General features: G+C 41.0%; 15 protein-coding genes. 2 read left to right on the top strand and 13 right to left on the bottom strand.

The genetic code is table 11. The annotated features are described in order from the left end of the window. Window positions 1-8: 8 nt before the first annotated feature. The 4 genes from QL229_RS08455 to upp all read right to left on the bottom strand — a co-directional run bounded on the left by QL229_RS08455 (window position 9) and on the right by upp (window position 4,980). The gene (locus QL229_RS08455) at window positions 9-1,229 is read right to left on the bottom strand and encodes a glycosyl transferase (RefSeq protein WP_138557748.1); all 1,221 of its coding nucleotides are present in this window, start codon (window positions 1,227-1,229) and stop codon (window positions 9-11) included. Continuing rightward, on the bottom strand, window positions 1,222-2,964 hold the full coding sequence (locus QL229_RS08450; protein ID WP_138557749.1) for an HAD-IIB family hydrolase: 1,743 nt from the start codon (window positions 2,962-2,964) through the stop codon (window positions 1,222-1,224). Before QL229_RS08450 ends, QL229_RS08455 begins: the two co-directional genes overlap by 8 nt. 138 nt (window positions 2,965-3,102) lie before the next feature. Then, window positions 3,103-4,341 (bottom strand): uracil-xanthine permease family protein, encoded by a 1,239-nt coding sequence (locus QL229_RS08445; RefSeq protein WP_135926936.1) that lies wholly within the window; start codon window positions 4,339-4,341, stop codon window positions 3,103-3,105. Between the two features lie 9 nt (window positions 4,342-4,350). Next, window positions 4,351-4,980 carry a uracil phosphoribosyltransferase gene (gene upp, locus QL229_RS08440; protein ID WP_135926935.1) on the bottom strand — a complete coding sequence of 210 codons (630 nt, stop codon included), beginning with the start codon at window positions 4,978-4,980 and terminating at the stop codon, window positions 4,351-4,353. A gap of 194 nt (window positions 4,981-5,174) precedes the next feature. Here upp and QL229_RS08435 point away from each other — a divergent pair, with 194 nt between their 5' ends. Further along, window positions 5,175-5,993: an ABC transporter substrate-binding protein gene (locus QL229_RS08435; RefSeq protein ID WP_138557750.1), complete on the top strand. Its 819-nt coding sequence runs from the start codon at window positions 5,175-5,177 to the stop codon at window positions 5,991-5,993. On the opposite strand, the gene QL229_RS08430 is transcribed toward QL229_RS08435, so the two are convergent. The 6 genes from QL229_RS08430 to QL229_RS08405 form a co-directional block, all read right to left on the bottom strand. Further along, window positions 5,990-6,961 (bottom strand): Gfo/Idh/MocA family oxidoreductase, encoded by a 972-nt coding sequence (locus QL229_RS08430; RefSeq protein WP_135926933.1) that lies wholly within the window; start codon window positions 6,959-6,961, stop codon window positions 5,990-5,992. The genes QL229_RS08435 and QL229_RS08430 overlap by 4 nt on opposite strands. 2 nt (window positions 6,962-6,963) lie before the next feature. After that, on the bottom strand, window positions 6,964-7,914 hold the full coding sequence (locus QL229_RS08425; RefSeq protein ID WP_138557751.1) for a phosphotransferase: 951 nt from the start codon (window positions 7,912-7,914) through the stop codon (window positions 6,964-6,966). A 144-nt stretch (window positions 7,915-8,058) separates the two neighbouring features. Then, a complete protein-coding gene (locus tag QL229_RS08420) occupies window positions 8,059-10,314 on the bottom strand; it encodes an acyl-CoA dehydrogenase (RefSeq protein WP_135926931.1) in 2,256 nt (751 codons plus the stop codon). Window positions 10,315-10,567: 253 nt separating this feature from the next. After that, on the bottom strand, window positions 10,568-12,097 hold the full coding sequence (locus tag QL229_RS08415) for a phospholipase D family protein (protein ID WP_135926930.1): 1,530 nt from the start codon (window positions 12,095-12,097) through the stop codon (window positions 10,568-10,570). Window positions 12,098-12,252: 155 nt separating this feature from the next. Further along, the gene (locus QL229_RS08410) at window positions 12,253-12,447 is read right to left on the bottom strand and encodes a (2Fe-2S)-binding protein (protein WP_135926929.1); all 195 of its coding nucleotides are present in this window, start codon (window positions 12,445-12,447) and stop codon (window positions 12,253-12,255) included. Between the two features lie 397 nt (window positions 12,448-12,844). Beyond that, window positions 12,845-13,255: a hypothetical protein gene (locus tag QL229_RS08405; RefSeq protein ID WP_138557765.1), complete on the bottom strand. Its 411-nt coding sequence runs from the start codon at window positions 13,253-13,255 to the stop codon at window positions 12,845-12,847. 301 nt (window positions 13,256-13,556) lie between these two features. Between QL229_RS08405 and QL229_RS08400 the strand changes: the two genes are divergently transcribed. Next, window positions 13,557-15,830 carry a CHRD domain-containing protein gene (locus QL229_RS08400; protein WP_138557766.1) on the top strand — a complete coding sequence of 758 codons (2,274 nt, stop codon included), beginning with the start codon at window positions 13,557-13,559 and terminating at the stop codon, window positions 15,828-15,830. Window positions 15,831-15,951: 121 nt separating this feature from the next. On the opposite strand, the gene QL229_RS08395 is transcribed toward QL229_RS08400, so the two are convergent. The 3 genes from QL229_RS08395 to QL229_RS08385 all read right to left on the bottom strand — a co-directional run bounded on the left by QL229_RS08395 (window position 15,952) and on the right by QL229_RS08385 (window position 18,547). Further along, window positions 15,952-16,437, bottom strand: a complete 486-nt coding sequence (locus tag QL229_RS08395) for a DUF6436 domain-containing protein (RefSeq protein WP_138557767.1) — start codon at window positions 16,435-16,437, stop codon at window positions 15,952-15,954. A gap of 13 nt (window positions 16,438-16,450) precedes the next feature. After that, entirely contained in the window at window positions 16,451-17,917 is a 1,467-nt protein-coding gene (locus tag QL229_RS08390) for a methyl-accepting chemotaxis protein (RefSeq protein WP_138557768.1), read from the bottom strand. A gap of 75 nt (window positions 17,918-17,992) precedes the next feature. Continuing rightward, a complete protein-coding gene (locus QL229_RS08385) occupies window positions 17,993-18,547 on the bottom strand; it encodes an isochorismatase family protein (protein WP_138557769.1) in 555 nt (184 codons plus the stop codon). Window positions 18,548-18,662 lie beyond the last annotated feature (115 nt).

The following is an 18,662-nucleotide window of genomic DNA, read 5'->3' as shown; positions in this document are numbered from 1 at the left end:
CTTCTCCGTTAAATAAATTCTTTGTTATCAAGCTCTACGGCTTCTTCTAAGCGAGCAAATACATCTGGCATTGCCGAAGCGACTCGGTTCCAACTCGGCACAAATGGTGCTTCCATTGGGTTTTCTAAGAAGTGCTGACCCGCATTCATAATGTTTTGCGCAAACATTTCAACGGCTTTCTCTTCATGGTGAATATCAAGTGTTAAACCATTCATCAGCGCATCGTTGTGATAAGTTTCGATAAAATCGAGTGCGATACGGTAGTAAGTTGCTTTTAATGAACGAATTGTTTCGCTGGTAAAGGTCACCCCTTGGGTAGCCAGCTTTCTGAATAAAGCTTTAGTAATATCAATCGACATTTTCGACAAGCCTGCTGCTTGGTTTTCAAGCGATAGGTCTTGGTGTTTATGATCATAGTTATCAGCAATATCGACCTGACATAACCGGTTATGCGAATAGTTACGATACATCTCTGATAACACGCCAATTTCGAGACCCCAGTCACTTGGAATACGAATATCATTAAGTACATCGCGACGGAATGAGAACTCACCCGCTAGCGGATAACGAAACGAGTCCATGTATTCTAAATAATCGTTGCTACCTAAAATTGTTTTAAATGAGCGTAATAGCGGCGTTACCAGCAAACGTGACACGCGGCCATTAATTTTGCCCTCAGCGGTGCGCGGGTAAAAGCCTTTACAAAATTCATAGTTAAAACGAGGGTGAGCAACAGGATAAATTAAGCGTGCTAAAAGTGCTCTGTCGTAAGTCAAAATATCGCAGTCATGTAGTGCAATTGACTCTACTTTTGAGGTTGCTAACTTATAACCCATGCAATACCAAACATTGCGACCTTTACCTAGCTCTCGTGGCGCAACGCCAAGTTTTTGTAGTTCTTTATCAAGCGCTTGTAAACGCGGGCCATCATTCCAAAGTACCTTATGATGCTGGTCAAGCTCAGCAAAAAACTGTAACGCATGGCGATATTGGCTTTCGTCGGCGCGATCTAGGCCAATGGTAATTTGTGATAAGTAAGGCACATGTTTGAGCTCAGCTATAATATTTTGCAAAGCGGGTCCTTCTAACTCACTGTAAAGTGAGGGTAAAATCAAACCCATAGGACGCTGTTTTGAAAAATCCAATAACTCTTTTTCTAGTTCTTCGACTGGACGGTCAGCAATATTGTGTAAGGTCGTGATAATGCCATTTTGATAGAAATCAGCCATGAGATTGCTCCTGTTTTGCTGCAAAACGCGCTTTGATGATAGTTAACGCAGAAACTTCTTGAACCCAACCTGCTGGGGCTGGTTTTTCGCTTAGCTGCCAAGCTTTTTGTAATATTTGCGATTGTACTTGGCTGCCAGGGTTATTGATTAAAATAGCGGTGTCGGCCGCTTTTAGCATGGCGACATCGTTTTGACTGTCGCCGAGCGCTATTACAGTGAATGGATTGCGATAAGCTTTTTTGAACTGATTTAACAACCATTTTTGTGCAAGGCCTTTGTTGTTACCTTTAGTTAGGTGAATGAAGCGACCACCAACAAGCACTTCGTATCCTACTTGACTCATTGCCTCTATCAAACCTTGTTTCTCTTCATCACTGCCAGAAAAGCAAATTGGGTCTGAATATTGACGCTTTAAAGCCAGTTCGCTTTTATCAACGGGTAGCCCTGTTAGTTTGGCTATTTCTTGTGCACTAAATTGACTAAATAAGCGCACACAATGGCTAAATTGACTGGCATATTGTTTAAGATCTTCATGCAATTTATCGGTGCTTTGTGTCATCGCAAAACGCCAATAACCTTGATACTCATCACAGCCAATCGGCTTTACTTTAAAATAATCTTTCGGGATATAAACGGCCGCACCATTTTCCACAATAAAGGGTTGGTGATGATTTAAAGCTTTTTGAATATCAGTGACTTCTGCAAATGTTTTGCTGGTATTAAAAATGACATTGACACCGGTATCATTCAACTTAGCCAAAAATGGTTTGATCACCTCACATTCGTAACTATCGTGATCAAGCAATGTGCCGTCTAAATCAGTAAAAATAAGTGGTTGAGCAATTTGGTCAGCGAGTAGTTCCATTTTGGTAATATCACGCTCAGTATCAAGCAACAATAACGCATCAACACTGTGCGCAAGAGTGGCTAAGTTTTCACGCGTAATACGTTCAAAATGAGAGATGAAACGCTTTAAACTCACTTCATCAAACGTGCCCTGCCCTTGGCCTTTTTTGGCAATTAACTTGTGCTCTTGCTCTAAGCGCCAAGCATACACATCCTCAAATGATGGCGCTTTTAACATAATGGTGTAATCGGCCATTGCGAATACATTTTGATATTCATTTGCTAAGCAGCTATTTACGCAGCGACGCCAAATGCCGTCGGCATCTTCTAGTCGTTCTAATTCATTAACTGGAGTTTGCAGTTGATAAGGTTGCTGAGGTGTACTGGCTACACACCAACCTTCAAAAAACACGATATCTACGGGCTTTTGGTTGCTCGGCCACTGGGCTTGTGGCACTGGATCATCGGTTAGCTTATCAAATTGAGGTAATGGCACATTCACTTTACCTGCCAACAAGGCCGATAAGGTTTGCTCCATTAATTGCGTATCATGCGTACCTGGTACACCACGACTGGCAAACAAGGGATGAACATCTTTAGCAAGCTCAGTGCGTGCATCACGACTTAAATAAAAGTCATCGATTGATAATGACACACTGTTAAATTCAGTATTGCTATTAACCCAAGTCACTAAAAAATCAGCGAGGGTTGTTTTTCCTGAGCCTTGGCAGCCGTTGATAGCCACCAGCATAGATTGGCCGGTCATTTTTGCGCTCAAGATATCTTGCGCGAGGGGTATAAAAAACTGCTCACTTAAGTATTGATACTTGAGTGGTAACTGATGCTTCGCTAAAAACGGGGTAATATCCACAACATTTGCCTCTTGCATAATCGCTCCTACCAGTATGACATAGAGATAAATGCAGTTAGTAGACCAGTTTTATAACTCGTTATTTTTTATATAGTTACAAAAAAAGCGCGTATTTAACGCGCTTTTTTGGTGCAATATTTAAGCAGTTTTTAAGTTCTAATCAACTTGTTGCACTGCTTTGGGGAGGACAGCATTTAAGATAATCCCTAAAATTGCGCATAAGCTCACACCTTGCAAACTAAACTCGTCACCGCCGAGGTGCATGCCACCAATACCAAACACTAAAATCAGTGCGATGATAGTCAAGTTGCGAGGCGCGGTAAGGTCTTCACCTGATTTTACTAAAGTATTTAAGCCTACAACGGCAATTGAGCCAAATAGTAAAATCATGATGCCGCCCATCACAGGAACCGGAATAGTTTGTAAACCCGCCCCCATTTTTGCCACAAATGCGAGCACAATCGCGATGATAGCAGTCCAAAGCATCACTCGAGGGTTGAAGTTACGCGTAAGCATGACCGCCCCCGTTACTTCAGAGTAGGTTGTATTAGGTGGACCACCAAAAACCGATGCCGCAGAGGTTGCTAAGCCATCACCGAGTAAAGTGCGATGTAAGCCCGGTTTCTTTAAATAGTCTTTACCCGTGACTTGGCTAATTGCCATCATGTCGCCAATATGTTCTATAGCTGGCGCAATGGCCACAGGCACCATAAATAAAATAGCTTGCCACTTAAACTCAGGGTAAGTAAATGCAGGTACAGCAAACCAGCGAGCTTCAGTAACCGCATTAAATTCCACAATACCTATAAATAACGAAGCAAGATAACCTGCGATAACACCAGCAAGAATAGGAATAAGTTTAAATACACCTTTACCCCATACCGCAAAAATCAGCGTAACCAATAATGATAAACCAGACACCCAAATAGCTTGTTCATAAGGAACTAGTTGCGCGCTGCCATCCCCTGCTTTACCCATTGCCATATTCACAGCAACGGGCGCTAAGGCTAAACCAATCACCATAATAACTGGGCCAACAACCACAGGAGGTAACACTTTATGCAGTGCATTCACGCCTTTAAATTTTACAATCAAGCTAAGTGCAAAATAGCAAAAGCCTGCCACCATTAAACCGCCCATAGTTGCAGGAATACCCCACATTTGTACTGAGGCGATAATAGGTGCAATAAAAGCAAAAGACGATGCTAAAAAGATAGGAACTTGGCCTTTGGTAACCACATGAAACAGCAAGGTTCCTAGGCCTGCGGTAAATAAAGCCACATTGGGATCAAGGCCTGTCAGTAACGGCACAAGTACCAGTGCGCCAAATGCAACAAACAGCATTTGCGCGCCGGTTAGAATTGTTTTTAACGAAAATGTTTGATGATTTTCCACGTGCACGCCTTACACTGTACCAAAGATCTTGTCACCGGCATCTCCTAAGCCTGGGATGATATAGCCTTTTTCGTTTAAGTGACTATCTAGTGATGCAGTGAAGATTTCAACATCTGGGTGCGCCTCAAGGGTTTTTTCTACACCTTCAGGTGCTGCCACTAGTACAATCACTTTAATATCTTTACAGCCTGCTTTTTTCAGCATATCGATTGTGGCGATCATTGAACCACCCGTTGCCAGCATTGGGTCAATAACAAGGCTTAAACGCTCATCAATTTTACCAACCAGTTTTTCAAAGTATGGCACAGGCTCCAATGTTTCTTCGTTACGCTGCAAACCTACAACACTAACTTTTGCAGCAGGTAATAATTGCATAACGCCATCCATCATACCAAGGCCGGCACGTAGAATAGGCACAACAGTAATTTTTTTACCTTTAATGTGCTCTACATTGAGGTTTGAACCATCCCATCCAGTGATCTGCACGCTTTCTAATGGTAGGTTTTTTGTTGCTTCGTATGTAAGCAAAGTACCTACTTCAGACGCCAGCTCACGGAAACTTTTTGTGCTAATACCTTGTGCGCGCATAAGGCCAAGTTTGTGTTGAACTAACGGATGAGTAATAACATGGATAGACATAAGTAGAACCTAAATGAAATAAATTACGCCTATTTTAGCGCAAAATAGTCTACTCGACTGCAAAAATTGCATACTTACTGCATTAATTCGAACAACTGGTCTAAAATTAAACAGCTGTGTGCAAATTTTAATTTTTTTGCAACAACACGTACGGTCAATATTTAAGATTTAATTATTTTTTGGGTTAAGCTGTAATGAAAACACTCACATTTACCTTAATACTATTTTATTGCATTTCCTTACCAACCCACAGTGAAACACTCAATATTCAAATGATGGCTGACTTTATCCCCCAAGATGGCGGCAATCCAGAAAATGAAGCCACTACGTTTTTACTTGCTGCTTCCGCTGAGTTAGGTGATGAAATCAGCCTGCACTTTATACCGGCAAGTCGGCTAAGAGAATGGCAGCAGTTAAGCAAAATGAATAATGTTTGCTTATACAATAAATTAAAAACCCCTGACCGTGAGGCCCAAGCCGTATTTAGTCAATACCCTCTGATGGCTTTTCCTGCTAACAAATTGGTGGTATTCAACAAGCCAAAGATCCCTGACTCCATTACCCTGCTACAAGCTATTAATGACTTCAATTTAACAATAGGCATCATCAAGGGCCGCTCATATTCAGAAGAAATTGATAACTTTATACGCTTAGATGATGAGCACTTTTTTATGTTAGAAGGGGCAACCAATGCACCTCGGCTTGGTCAGATGCTATTTCAAAACAAAATTGATGCAGTTTTAGAATACCAAACTGTATTTAACAATCGCTATAAGCGAGCACCGGGTCTAAGTCACATTCGCTATATCAGCCTTAAGCCAGAAAAAGCCGCGTTGTTTGGTTATATTGCCTGTTCACCGACAGAGGTCGGCAAACAAGCCGTAGCACTGTTCGACAAAGCACTTAAAACAAAAAAGGTACGCACATTAATTAGTCAGCGTTTAAAGGCGCTATTTCACGAAGGTGAAAACACACAAATTGTAAATGCCTTCAATGCAGCGTTTGAGCACTAAGCCGATAAAATCTGCTCCATAACCCAGCTTGTATGTAGTGCGGTTTCACCTGTTGATGGGTGTGGTTGCTGGGCATGAAAATAATTCGCCATGTTTTCAACATGATATTGTTGAATATGTGCTGGGTTATCAATTACAAACTGTTGTGTTCCCTTTGCGTTGTTAAGCACAATGGGCTTTTCATCAAATACACTAAAGCTAAGCTCGCCTTCACTGCCATAAATCATTACATCATCAAAACGATTTGCTGAGGCAAAGTTCCAGCTTCCGGTGCCAGTAACACCAGATTGATGCTGCCAGTGCGCGGTTATGGCATCGAATGCAGAATATAAGCCTTGTTGATTGGCACATAAACCATGCACCTTATTAAAATCACCTAAAAGGTAGGCAAGTAAATCAAGGCCATGGCTGGCTAAATCGTCAAAGTAACCGCCTCGTGCTACTGTTTGATCGGTACGCCAATTATACTCTCCCGATAAGTCTAGAGGATTCGGCGACTTACTTAAATGCCAACTGACATGACGCGGCTTACCAATGGCACCTTGTTCAAGTAACTGTTTAACTTGATTAAAGCGCGGTAACGAACGACGATAATAAGCCACAAACAGCGGCTGTTTAGCTTCTTTAAACGCTGCGACAATATCAAGGCTGTCTTGATAACTTGGCGCAAGTGGCTTTTCTATACAACACGGTTTACCTGCCGCAGCCACCTCAAGAGCATACGCTTTATGGCTATCTGGCGGCGTGGCAATATACACTGCATCAACACTGGTATCGTTAATGAGTTCGCTTGGCGATGTGTACACCTTTGCTACATTATGGCGTTTAGCATAATCATGGGCTTTTTCTAGGTCGCGGCGTGTCACCCCAATAAGCGCAATACCTTCTGCTTGTTGGTAAGCTGGGCCGCTTTTCACTTCGGTTACAGCACCACAGCCAATAATGGCAAATCGCATTGGCTTATTCATTGTTATTCCTTTGTATTTGTTAAGTACGTTGCAAATTGCTGCTGCATGTAGCCATTTATTTTTGCATGAGTTGGGCTCCAACCTGCTAAAAAGCGATAAAAATCACTCCATGCGTAACACCATAGCGCTCGCCAACTTCTAACAACATGCACAGGATTTATACTCGGTTGATAGCGTTTTAGTGCTAGGGTAAGAGTGTCAAAATAACGATTTAAATAATCATCTGCAACTGATTTTAATGCTGTATCATCTAAACAACTGCCTAAAAAATACATTACATCAATCACCCCAACACCCTTGCCAACATATTGAAAATCATAGCCAAGAACATGTTGGTTTTGTGGCGCAATAGCAAAGTTGGCAAGCTTAGCATCACCATGAATTATCGTTTGGTAAGGTGACTCACTCAGCGCAGCATCAATAGGTTGCGCCTGCGCTTTTAAGCTTAAATCGCTCATACGCTGTAACTCATCGGGCCGTGTTGATAAATGCCAATAACTACCTCGAGGCCAAAGTCCCTCGGCTGAGCTTGCTAAGTAAAAAGCATGAAAATGTGCAAGCCAGTTTATAATTGCTTGAATGTGGCTGTGTGTAGCATGTGCTTGCTGGTAACCATGTGCTACGAAATCACTAAATAATAACGCTTGCTTAGTGCCCTCTTGTATTGCATCAATACAGTGGATTGTTGCAGCTTCATGGGGTAATTGCTCAGCGTAATGCCGATACCAGTTAAATTCAACTAAGTACGATTGGCGCTTTCTGGCAAGAGCAAAATCACTTTGCGTTATACGGCTATGATTAATCTGGCTAGGTACTTCAATCGCTTTAATTACAGTCGCTGCACCGTTCACTTGGCAACGAATAATCTCACCGCACCCGCTCCAAACTGACGCGGCTTGCTGTAAATTTGTAATGTTTGATAAGTGAGAAGTAACAAATTGCCTAAGATCCATAACGCTCTATGATTTAAAAAACGAATGGCAATGGTAGGTGAAATTAGCTATTGGCACAACGGCCCGTAGGCAATAAAAAACCCGTGCTAAGCACGGGTTTTCGAAGATAAAGTCCTAATACTGCTAAGGACTTGCATTGTTGAATTACTCGTTTACCACACTTTTAAGTGGGTTAACTGGCTTTGCATTGTCATCCAGTAAGTTCATATCAAAATCGAACTCATCAACACGAATCGCTTTCTCACGTTTCTTGTTGTAGTCAATCAGTTTTGCATATTCTTCTTCGTTGATAACACTTGCAACAAGTGCATTATCAAGTGTTTCTGCAAAACGAACGCCCGGCTTGATAGTTTTAGCACGCAGTGCTTTTTTAACTTTTGCAAGTAAATCAAGACACGCCATTTTCGCTTTGTACGCTTGCTCATTGATGTAATGACCATCACCTTCAATTGGATTAACCAAGTGAGTGATTTGCGCTTTAAATGCCGTATCCATTTGCGCTTGAGTCGCAAGTTCACGGATTAAATCATCGCTGATCTTAGGCATTTTCTTTGAGTAGTTCATAGTAATGAAACGCATAAACTTACGAGTACCACTTGCAGGGAAGTTATCTAGGAACTTATGCAATGCTTCTTCAGCGCTTTGTAGTGCAAAGCGAGTCGCATAGTGGAAGTAAGGCGCAGCTTGCTCACGTTCACTGCTTGCTACTTTTTGCTCGTAGTATTTAATCGATGCCATCGCCGCATACAAGAAGCTCATTACGTCACCTAAACGTGCAGATAACATTTCTGCTTGCTTAAGTTTGCCGCCCAGTACCAATAACGAGAAGTCAGCGTAAACTGCAAGTTTTGCAGATAGTTTGTGCGCTGCTTTTTCGTATTCACGTACTTCTGGTAGTGACGATTTAGCACCCGCAGTAAACGGTAATACACCTAAACGGAAAGCTCGTAAGCTGTTAGCTACGCTGTAGCCCACTGTTTTACGTAAGATACTGTTGAATTCTTTGTCTGCATTTTTGTCTTCGCTGTGGATAGACTCAACCATAGATTGCAGGTAAGGGTGACAACGCATTACACCTTGACCAAAAATCATTAGGTTACGAGTAAGAATGTTTGCACCTTCAACCGTGATTGCGATAGGTTGAGCAACATAACCACTTGCTAATGTATTTTGCGGACCATTTTGAATCGCTTTACCTGCTTGAATATCCATTGCTGAATCAAGCACGTTACGGCCAATTTCTGTCATGTGGTATTTAGCAATCGCAGTGACTACAGATGGTTTTAAGCCCATGCCTAAACCTTCTGTTGTTAATACACGCATTGCTTCTTGAAGGTAAGTTTTACCTGCGATATCAGCAAGCTTCTCTTGAATACCTTCGAATTGACCAATCGCCAAACCAAACTGCTCACGCACAGCTGCGTACTCAGAAGCACCTTTAAATGCCACTTGTGATGAACTAACACCTAGTGCCGGTAACGAGATACCACGGCCTGCACCTAAACAGCTAACCAGCATTTGCCAGCCACGACCGATGTTCTTTTGACCACCAATGATGAAGTCCATTGGTACAAATACTTTTTCACCGCGTGTCGTACCGTTGTAAAAACGAATACCCATAGGGTCATGACGATTACCAAGCTGAACACCTGGGTGATCTTTAGGAATAAGCGCACAGGTAATACCTAGGTTTTCTTTACCACCTAGTAAACCATCAGGGTCAACCACTTTAAATGCTAAACCTAATACTGTCGCAATAGGTGCTAGTGTGATGTAGCGTTTGTCCCAAGTAATTTCTAAACCTAAAACTTCTTCGCCATTGAATTGACCACGTTTAACAACACCGATATCTGGAATACCACCCGCATCTGAACCCGCTTCTGGGCTAGTCAGCGCGAAACATGGAATATCACGACCATTTGCAAGGCGTGGTAAGTAGTGATCTTGCTGCTCTTTAGTACCGAAGTGTAGTAATAGCTCACCTGGGCCTAGAGAGTTAGGAACCATCACGGTTACCGCAACCGCAGAACTCTTAGTCGCAATAGTCGCAACAATAGTAGAGTTTGCATAAGGGCTGAACTCTAAACCGCCGAATGATTTAGGGATGATAAGCGAGAAAAAGCGCTCTTTTTTCAAGAAATCAAGAATGTAGTCAGGAAGATGTACACCATTTTGAATTTCAGAATCATCAATCATTGATAATAATTCTTTAACTGGGCCATCTAAGAATGCTTGTTCTTCAGCGCTCAGCTTAGCTGCTGGCACGTCACGAAGTGCATCGAAGTCAGGTTTACCTTGGTAGATTGAACCTTCTAACCAAACATCACCCGCATCTAACGCTTCTTGTTCTGTAATTGAAATACTAGGTAATACTTTTTTTAATTTTGTACGTAAGCTCATAATAAACTCATCCGACCAGATAGTAATACCTACATTACGTCACAAAATGAGCAATAGATCAATTGGTCCAACCAGTTTTTTTAACATTTTTTTATATTTATTTTTTCTTTGTATGCTAAGCACTTGAATACAATGGGTTTACACGTGTACGCTCAATTGCAATTTTTTATCCCGAAATAGTTAACAACTAAAGACTGAGAACAAAAAGCCCAACTAAAAAGTTGGGCTTAGATACAAATACTGAATGAATGATTTATAGTTCATCTTCTATGGGGAATAGCGAAATAAACCAAACCTGAAAACGCCGCCAAGATGATGTTTGTGGTTCTTCATCAAACTGCTCATTACTTACTGTGTCGAGCCAAACTAAGTCATCATCTTTAAGTTCAACTTTCCAGGCATATTCGGGCATTTGCGTATCAACCCAATGGGCTAAAAAGCGACTAAGCTTTTCGCTTTCGATTAACACTCCCATCTCGGTATTTAAATCAAGTGAGCGAGGGTCTAGATTCATGGTACCCACAAAAATCCTTTCATCATCAAAGGTCATGGTTTTTGCGTGTAAGCTTGCTTGCGATGACCCTGTAACTTTACGCCCTGCTTTGCGCTTAATAGCCATTAGATCACTGGGTTTTAATTCCCAAAGCTTTACCCCAGCCTTAATGAGATCTTCTCGGTATTTTTTATAACCAGCATGCACCGCGGATACATCCGTAGCAGCTAAAGAATTAGTTAAAATAGTGACATCAATACCTTTTTGAGCCCAGTTTGTTAACAGTTTCACACCTGAATCGCGAGGAATAAAATAGGGTGAAATAATAATTGCTCTGTGCTTGGGCTCACCCATTTCTTTAAATAATAGTGGTGACATGTTTGCAGAGCGCTCATTGACATCATTCATCACTTTATCGGGATGGTCGTAAAACAGCACAGATTTTTGCCAATCAAACTTAATATCATCATTTTGAAGCCGTTTTACAAACTCACTTTCACGTAATTGTTCAACATAATTACTTTGCTGGTTTTGCTCAACATAGCTTGAAAGTGTGTTTGTAATATCAACCAAAGATTGCTCATCTCGTGAACCATGTAACTCTTCAACAGGGTAAGAAAGTTGATGATTCCAATACAAATCAAAGGCTTTTGATGCCTCTGGAACAATCTCTCCAGCACTCATCACATCTAAATCAATAAATTCAGAATGATCTTCTGCCGAAAAATAAGCATTGCCAATATTTCGGCCACCAGTGATAAAAATCCGATTATCAACAATAAAACTCTTATTATGCATTCGTCTTGACAGTTGACTGTAATTACTTAGAAAGCCAAGCGCTTTAAAACGACGGTTAGGAAAGGGATTAAATAAACGAACTTCAATATTAGGATGAACAGCCAGTGCAGCGAGGTCTAATTCACTATCTGCTTGCGATAAATCATCGAGTAGTAAACGTACTCTTACCCCACGCTCCGCAGCTTTTAATAAAAAAGCCGTAAATAATATAGTGGTTTGCTGTCTGTGGTATAAATAGTACTGCACATCAATGGTGTGCTCTGCAGAATCAATAAGTGCCAATCTAGCTACAAAGGCATCGACCCCATCTGCTAGAGGATAAAAACCAGATAATCCAGGATGATTATTACCCACCGCATCTCCTATAGTACTGGGTGTATCTGCTGCAATGGCATAACTTGGTTGAATAGACTCTCTTGAAGGTAATTGTGCGCAACCAGAAATATACAAAAATAATACACAAAAAAGGAGTTTTGAAGAGTCTAGTATCATGGCTTCCTACCATTGATTTAACGTGAGATACACGTGATCGTTATACTATTACCCTAATAAATGAACGGATTAAAAGCAAATAAAAACTAATATGGAGGGATAAAGAAGTAAAAAGTAGTAATAAAAAGGTTTTAACGGCTTTAAGAGCAAATAGATTAAGCTACTTGCTCAGTAATATCAGCAATTTCGATTAGTTTACGATTGAGAATTTTTTTACAACAACCACAACACTTGCCGCACTGGGTACCCACCTGCAGCTCTTTTGATAATTCACGCATAGTCATCGCGCCATCATCAATTGTTTGTTCAATTTTTTTGTCAGTTACACCATGGCAAAGGCAAATATACATGAATGCAAACCACTCTCATTTCTGTTGATGGAATGCATATTAATCTAAACGGTAATAGTTCGCAATAGTGTTATAGACAATATTTGCATAACTTTTGAACCAGAACTGTCTAAATGGCACACGCATAAAAATTTCCCCTTATGTTATGGACGGTTAGTCAAAGGCGGGGAAAGAAAAATTTTTAAATTTTTTTGTAAGATCTAATTTGCTAGTTGTTGTTTGTCAGTAATGTGGGCAAGTAGCTACTTAAGACGACCGCACCAAAAGCATAATTAAAGTTAATGATTTTTTAGTAACTCCAAATTAACAGGCTTAATAATTTAGCTATTAAAGCCTGCGGCAATTTTGCACTACTTACCCAAACTTTAAACCGAAAAAGAGTCCTTCTAATTACACTTTATGCCTTGTTATTGAAAAGCATACCTGAATGATTATTGCTAGGCATTGAAAATAGTGAATTGATCATCGAAGAAACATTGCTTTTCACTGCTCGCTGAACAGCATTAACCTCATCGTCTAACTGCTCATTTAATTCTTTTAGTTGCACTTCACGCTGCTCAGGCGTTAACTCTTCACTTGTCTCTACAATATTAATTTTATTTTGCAGTTCTTTAATCTTAGCAACTAACTCTTGCTGAGTGAGTGGGGTATCTGGTTTTGTCTCTGTATCAGAATCTACATTGTTATTTTGCTCATTATTTTTGGCATAGCTGTTTGTTGCATTATTGGTGTTTAGATTTAGATCATTTTTATTTTTCTGACCCACAGGGTCTGACAATACAGAAGATGAAAATGGAGTAACTTGCATGATATTCCAAAGGTTATTTTTTTGACACTTTTAAGCTGTGCTGTTTAAAAAGAAATTAATGCACAAAACGTACCTATTAAGCATCCAAATCTTTCTATTTAAAGTCTTAAGGCATACTCAAGCACTCACCTTGTACTTGTTTCCCTAAAGCATAATTTAGTTAATTGCAAAAACTAGTTATAAATTACCATTTGATAACTTTTTAATAACCTTTTGTGATCGCTTTTCAAATCTCCCTCGTTCACTTTGTTGTGATGGACACGTCGTAACGTCCGAACATACAAATATATAAGGAAGAACGATGAAATACTTACTCTTGGCAACAAGCTTGCTATTTATCACAGCATGCAGCGATGATGACGACGATAAAACCGAAGTGGTTACTCCACCCCCAGTTCAAGAATTCAGCCCAAGTATGACCTACTCCGTTACATTGAGCGGCAAGCAAGAAGTGCCGATGAATAACTCAATGCAAACAGCAACTGCAACAGTAGAGCTTGACGAAAGTTTAATGCAATTTCGCGCAACACTTGACGCAAGCTCAGTCGAGGGCTTTAGCGCAGCACATATACATGACGGCGACTTAGGTGCTAATGGCGATGTTGCATTCACATTTGAAGCCACCACCGATGGTATGTATGAAGTCGCAATTACCGACCTTGATGAAAGCTTAATCGCTGATTTAATGGATGGCGATTGGTATATAAATCTACACACTGAGCAGTATGCTAATGGTGAATTACGTGCGCAAATTGTGCCTGATACAACCAGTATCATCACCTTTGTTTTAAATGGCGATCAACAAGTACCTATGAACGACAGCGACGCAATGGGTTATGGCTATGCGTCTTACGACAGTGCCACAACAGAATTGCGCCTTCGTGCAGTGACTATGGGTGTTGATGACGCAACTGCAGCTCATATCCACACTGGAAAATTAGGTTCAAATGGTGATGTTTTTGTTGCTCTAGAGCAAGATGATGAAGTAATGACAGATTGGGTAGTCCCAGAAGGTACAACAATCGATAGTGATACCTTAGCAATCCTTTTAGATGGTGGTCATTATGTCAACGTTCATACGCCGGAGTATGCCGGTGGTGAAATCCGCGGCCAGATCCTAACAGATAACTACGCTGTTGCTACATTCGCTTTAAGTGGCAATCAAGAAGTACCAATGGTAAACACAATGTCAAGTGGTGATGGCTATGCATTAGTTGATACTACCGACTACAGTGTCGAGCTTACTGTTGTAACCTCAGGCTTAGACGATGCCAGCGCTGCGCACATTCATACAGGTCGTATTGGTACAAATGGCGATGTATTAGTCGCTCTTGAACAATCAATGGACGACAGCAACGTGTGGATGACGCCAAGCAATACTCAAATCAATGCTGATATTTTTGCAGTACTAGCTTCTGGAGGCCATTACGTAAATGTCCATACTCCGGGTAACCCTGGTGGCGAGCTTCGCGGACAAATTCTTACCAGCAATTATATCTTCACAACCTTTAAACTTAGCGGTAAGCAAGAGGTACCTGCCGTTATGAGTAACGCTAGCGGCGAAGCTTATGCATTAATTAACATGGATAATTACGGCTTAGAACTACGTGTTAGCACCATGGGCGTTGATGATGCAACTGGCGCTCACATTCATACAGGCCGGATTGGCACAAATGGCGATGTATTAGTTGCGCTTGAGCAATCAAGTACTGACACAGGAATGTGGATGACACCGGAAAACACGCAAATTAATGCTGATATTTTCGCAGTACTTGCTTCAGGTGGCCATTATATTAATGTTCATACGCCAGCTAACCCAGGTGGCGAAATTAGAGGTCAGATCCTAACAGACAACTATCAGCTTGTTACTTTCCCACTCAGTGGAATGCAAGAAGTTCCTGCTGTCGACACTATGGCATCAGGCAGTGGTTATGCATTAGTGAACATGGATAATTACCATCTAGAATTAAGAGCATTAACTGAAGGTGTTAGTGATGCTACTGCTGCACACATTCACACTGGCCGTATCGGTATGAATGGTGATGTACTTGCTGCGCTAGAGCAGTCAAGCGAGAACACAAATCTGTGGCAAACACCTGAAAACACCATGATCAATGCCGACATTTTCGCAATACTCGCATCAGGTGGCCATTACGTTAATGTGCATACGCCTGCTAACCCAAGTGGTGAACTGCGTGGCCAAATCCTTACCGATAACTATGTATTCGTGACCTTCCCACTAAGTGGTGAACAACAAGTTCCTGCGGTGACAACAGATGCCTCTGGCGATGGCTATGCATTAGTAAACACCAATGATTACAGCGTTGAATTGCAAGTACTTACATCAGGAGTAAGCGATGCGAGCGCTGCGCACATTCATACCGGTTTTGCAGGTGAAAATGGCCCTGTGCTAGCTCCTCTTGAGCAAGACAGTGATGATATGAATCGCTGGATGAGCACTACAGGCTTAATGATTAATGCTGAAATTTTCTCTGTTCTCGCTTCAGGAGGTCATTATGTAAATGTACATACTCCTGCTAATCCAAATGGAGAGATAAGAGGCCAAATTCAATAATTCCCGTGTTACAGAGGCCAATAGTTAATTGGCCTCTTTATCTAATTAAGCGAAAATAAGACCCTACAATTAAAATTATACTTTCAACTTTATTGTAAATAGCGAATGTGTAATTTTCTTACTACCTAATCTCACAATAACACCCCTCGGCATCTGAATTAATAAACCGACTGTTAAACCCAGCACGTAAGTTTGCAATCACTAACTCGACAAAGCCATCTAGGCTTGAACACGCTAGTCCTTTTGACAATGGACCTGCGTATACAAGCTGTTGATTTTCCGAAATTAGTACAGCAGCCGGGTAAGCGGGTAATAGTGCCGCCACTGCTGAGGTTGGTTTAAGCTTTATAACTTTAACATCTTGTTCAGTAGCATAATCTGTAAGGCTAGCAATATGGGCTTGGGAGCGAGCTGAACAGACACAGCTATTATCATCAATAATATATAAGGTATTGCTGTTCTTTGCGCTAAGCCCCATGGAGGTTTGAAATAATGACAGCCAATTTGGCTTTGCTAGTTTTCTATCTGGGTCAAAAAGTGTGATTTGTTGAGAGTAGGCAATCGATAAAGCAGCTACAACCAAGGCAATCCAAACTAGGATTGCCACAATCACCCTCTTGCTACTTGAATTTGGCAATACCCTGCTCCATCACATCAATACTTTCATCAATGAGTTGCACGCGCTCGGTAAGCTTTTCGATCATCAGGTTTTCTTTGGCTTGATTAGCAATTAACGCTTGTGAATTCTCGGCAATGGCACGTGTATTTCCCGCTTGGCTCTGTACTACATGCGCAACCGATTGAGAGCTGTTTGCAGCAAGGTTAACTTGCTCTGTCATTTCAGTAATTTGTAGTTTCATCTGTGAGCTAATCGCTGACAGTTGCTCAATGAGTGCCACACTGCCTTGCATTGATTTAGTTGATGAAGCACTGTTTTGCATCAAGCTTTCGAGCGTATTGGTTATTTTATCGGTGGTATGTTTACTGCGCGTTGCCAGGTTTCTGACTTCATCAGCCACTACAGCAAAGCCGCGGCCTTGTTCACCAGCACGCGCAGCTTCAATAGCTGCATTTAGCGCAAGTAAGTTAGTTTGCTCAGCAATTGATGAAATCTCATTAAGGAGTTCAGAAATATGACTACAAGCATTCACTAACTGAGAAATATTCTGATCAGCTTCTTGTAAGTTGCTTGCCAACTCTGCTGCTTTGGTATCGGTATTTGCAACTTCATTTAATGCGTCTGCGGCACTAACATGCAACTGCTCAAATTGCATTTGTAATTCATTACTTTCGTGTTCAACATGGGCAAAGCCTTCAGCAACACGCTCGCCTGATTGTGCAATATCTATAGACAACTGCTCACGTAACACGGCTTGCTCATGCAGCTCATCATGAACCTCAAGCAATTGTTTAGATTGATTTTTAAGAACATTAGTTTGACTTTTCACATCCCCCACAACCCGAGATAAAAAGCCAAGTAAGCGATTAAAACCCGCCACAGCTTTACTATGGCGCTCATCTGCTCTTAGGCTAATATTTATACGGTTTTCATCAGCCATAATTTGTTCTGTTGTATCGCTTAAAGAAAGACCTGAGCTTCTCTCCCGATGCAAAGTTTTGGCAATATAACCTGCCACAAATGCTTCAACGATGGCATATACAGCATGAATAAGTACAGTGCTAAAATACAGCCTGTCTGGATCGAAAACATAAAAACCAGACTCGTTTATCTGTAAAAAGTAAAAGCTCAAATGGTGAACGGCAACAAAGACAAGCGCTGTAATAAACACGCGCCATTCAACAAACATGATCAACACGGCCATTAAAATAAATATTTCAAAGTGAACTTCAATTAGGCCGTAGCTTTGTTGGATGTGTAAAAACGAAAACATCATGCAACCGGCAGCCACAACATGGGCTGTTAATTTGCTCGTTGGATATTGATAGAGCATCCAAAGTGGTAAAGACAGCAGTAATAGGCCTGTGACCACACCTGTAATTAGGGTCGAATAGATAAAACCTAACACCAAAGATTCAACAAACAATAAAAGGAACAAATAAGTAAAAAGGCGGCGCACACTCGTCATAGATAAAGCCTTAATTATTAAATAATATACAAAATACAATTAATCGAGCCAATACGGCTTGATGCGCATCACGGTTCACTTTATTAATTGCAATAATGCTCTAAATTGATCAGTCCCTGCTTTTTCTAGCCATTGAAATATCACACTCTCTGTACAAGTAATAATAGCACCCGCTGCAGATAGCTGCTTAATAGCTAGCTTTTTGTGGTTTTGATTTCGAGAAGCAATGGCATCTTCAACAACGAATACTTGAAAACCTGCAGCCAGCAAGTCTAAACATGTTTGCAACACACACACATGTGCCTCAGTTCCTGTGACCACTACCTGAGCTCGTCTAAAGTCAGCTAACTTGTGGTTAAAATCATTTTCTAAACAGGCGCTAAAATGAATTTTATGGTAACAATTTTCTGCTGTAATAAACGGCACGAGTTCTTCACTGGTATGGCCTAATTTCGAAGGATTTTGTTCTGTAAATAAATAGGGGATCGCCAGTAACTTAGCACTATTTAACAAGGTAGCTGTGTGTTGTACAACGTTAGTAAAATCGTCAATAACAGGGGCTAATCCAGCTTGCTCATCAATGATCAGCAGCATTGCTTGGCTTTGTTGGCATATATATGAATGGCGCATTACTTCCTCAAACTATGATAATTACTAAAGTTATAGCATAGCTTCCTAAATATGAACTAAGCAGACATTGTTACTAAATTATCTTTTCAGAACCATAAATTACGTTCATAATTGT

It is taken from the genome of Pseudoalteromonas sp. PAR1, assembly GCF_947311895.1.
Taxonomy (GTDB): Bacteria; Pseudomonadota; Gammaproteobacteria; order Enterobacterales; family Alteromonadaceae; genus Pseudoalteromonas; species Pseudoalteromonas lipolytica_C.
Note: the sequence above shows the minus strand (reverse complement) of the source record. Positions and strands in the feature narration are given on the sequence as shown.

Bases quoted from the DNA above. Each gene is read 5' to 3' on its own strand.
- QL229_RS08455 (WP_138557748.1), bottom strand. From the start codon at position 1,229: ATGGCTGATTTCTATCAAAATGGCATTATCACGACCTTACACAATATT.
- QL229_RS08450 (WP_138557749.1), bottom strand. From the start codon at position 2,964: ATGCAAGAGGCAAATGTTGTGGATATTACCCCGTTTTTAGCGAAGCAT.
- upp (WP_135926935.1), bottom strand. From the start codon at position 4,980: ATGTCTATCCATGTTATTACTCATCCGTTAGTTCAACACAAACTTGGC.
- QL229_RS08435 (WP_138557750.1), top strand. From the start codon at position 5,175: ATGAAAACACTCACATTTACCTTAATACTATTTTATTGCATTTCCTTA.
- QL229_RS08430 (WP_135926933.1), bottom strand. From the start codon at position 6,961: ATGAATAAGCCAATGCGATTTGCCATTATTGGCTGTGGTGCTGTAACC.
- QL229_RS08425 (WP_138557751.1), bottom strand. From the start codon at position 7,914: ATGGATCTTAGGCAATTTGTTACTTCTCACTTATCAAACATTACAAAT.
- QL229_RS08420 (WP_135926931.1), bottom strand. From the start codon at position 10,314: ATGAGCTTACGTACAAAATTAAAAAAAGTATTACCTAGTATTTCAATT.
- QL229_RS08415 (WP_135926930.1), bottom strand. From the start codon at position 12,097: ATGATACTAGACTCTTCAAAACTCCTTTTTTGTGTATTATTTTTGTAT.
- QL229_RS08410 (WP_135926929.1), bottom strand. From the start codon at position 12,447: ATGTATATTTGCCTTTGCCATGGTGTAACTGACAAAAAAATTGAACAA.
- QL229_RS08405 (WP_138557765.1), bottom strand. From the start codon at position 13,255: ATGCAAGTTACTCCATTTTCATCTTCTGTATTGTCAGACCCTGTGGGT.
- QL229_RS08400 (WP_138557766.1), top strand. From the start codon at position 13,557: ATGAAATACTTACTCTTGGCAACAAGCTTGCTATTTATCACAGCATGC.
- QL229_RS08390 (WP_138557768.1), bottom strand. From the start codon at position 17,917: ATGACGAGTGTGCGCCGCCTTTTTACTTATTTGTTCCTTTTATTGTTT.
- QL229_RS08385 (WP_138557769.1), bottom strand. From the start codon at position 18,547: ATGCGCCATTCATATATATGCCAACAAAGCCAAGCAATGCTGCTGATC.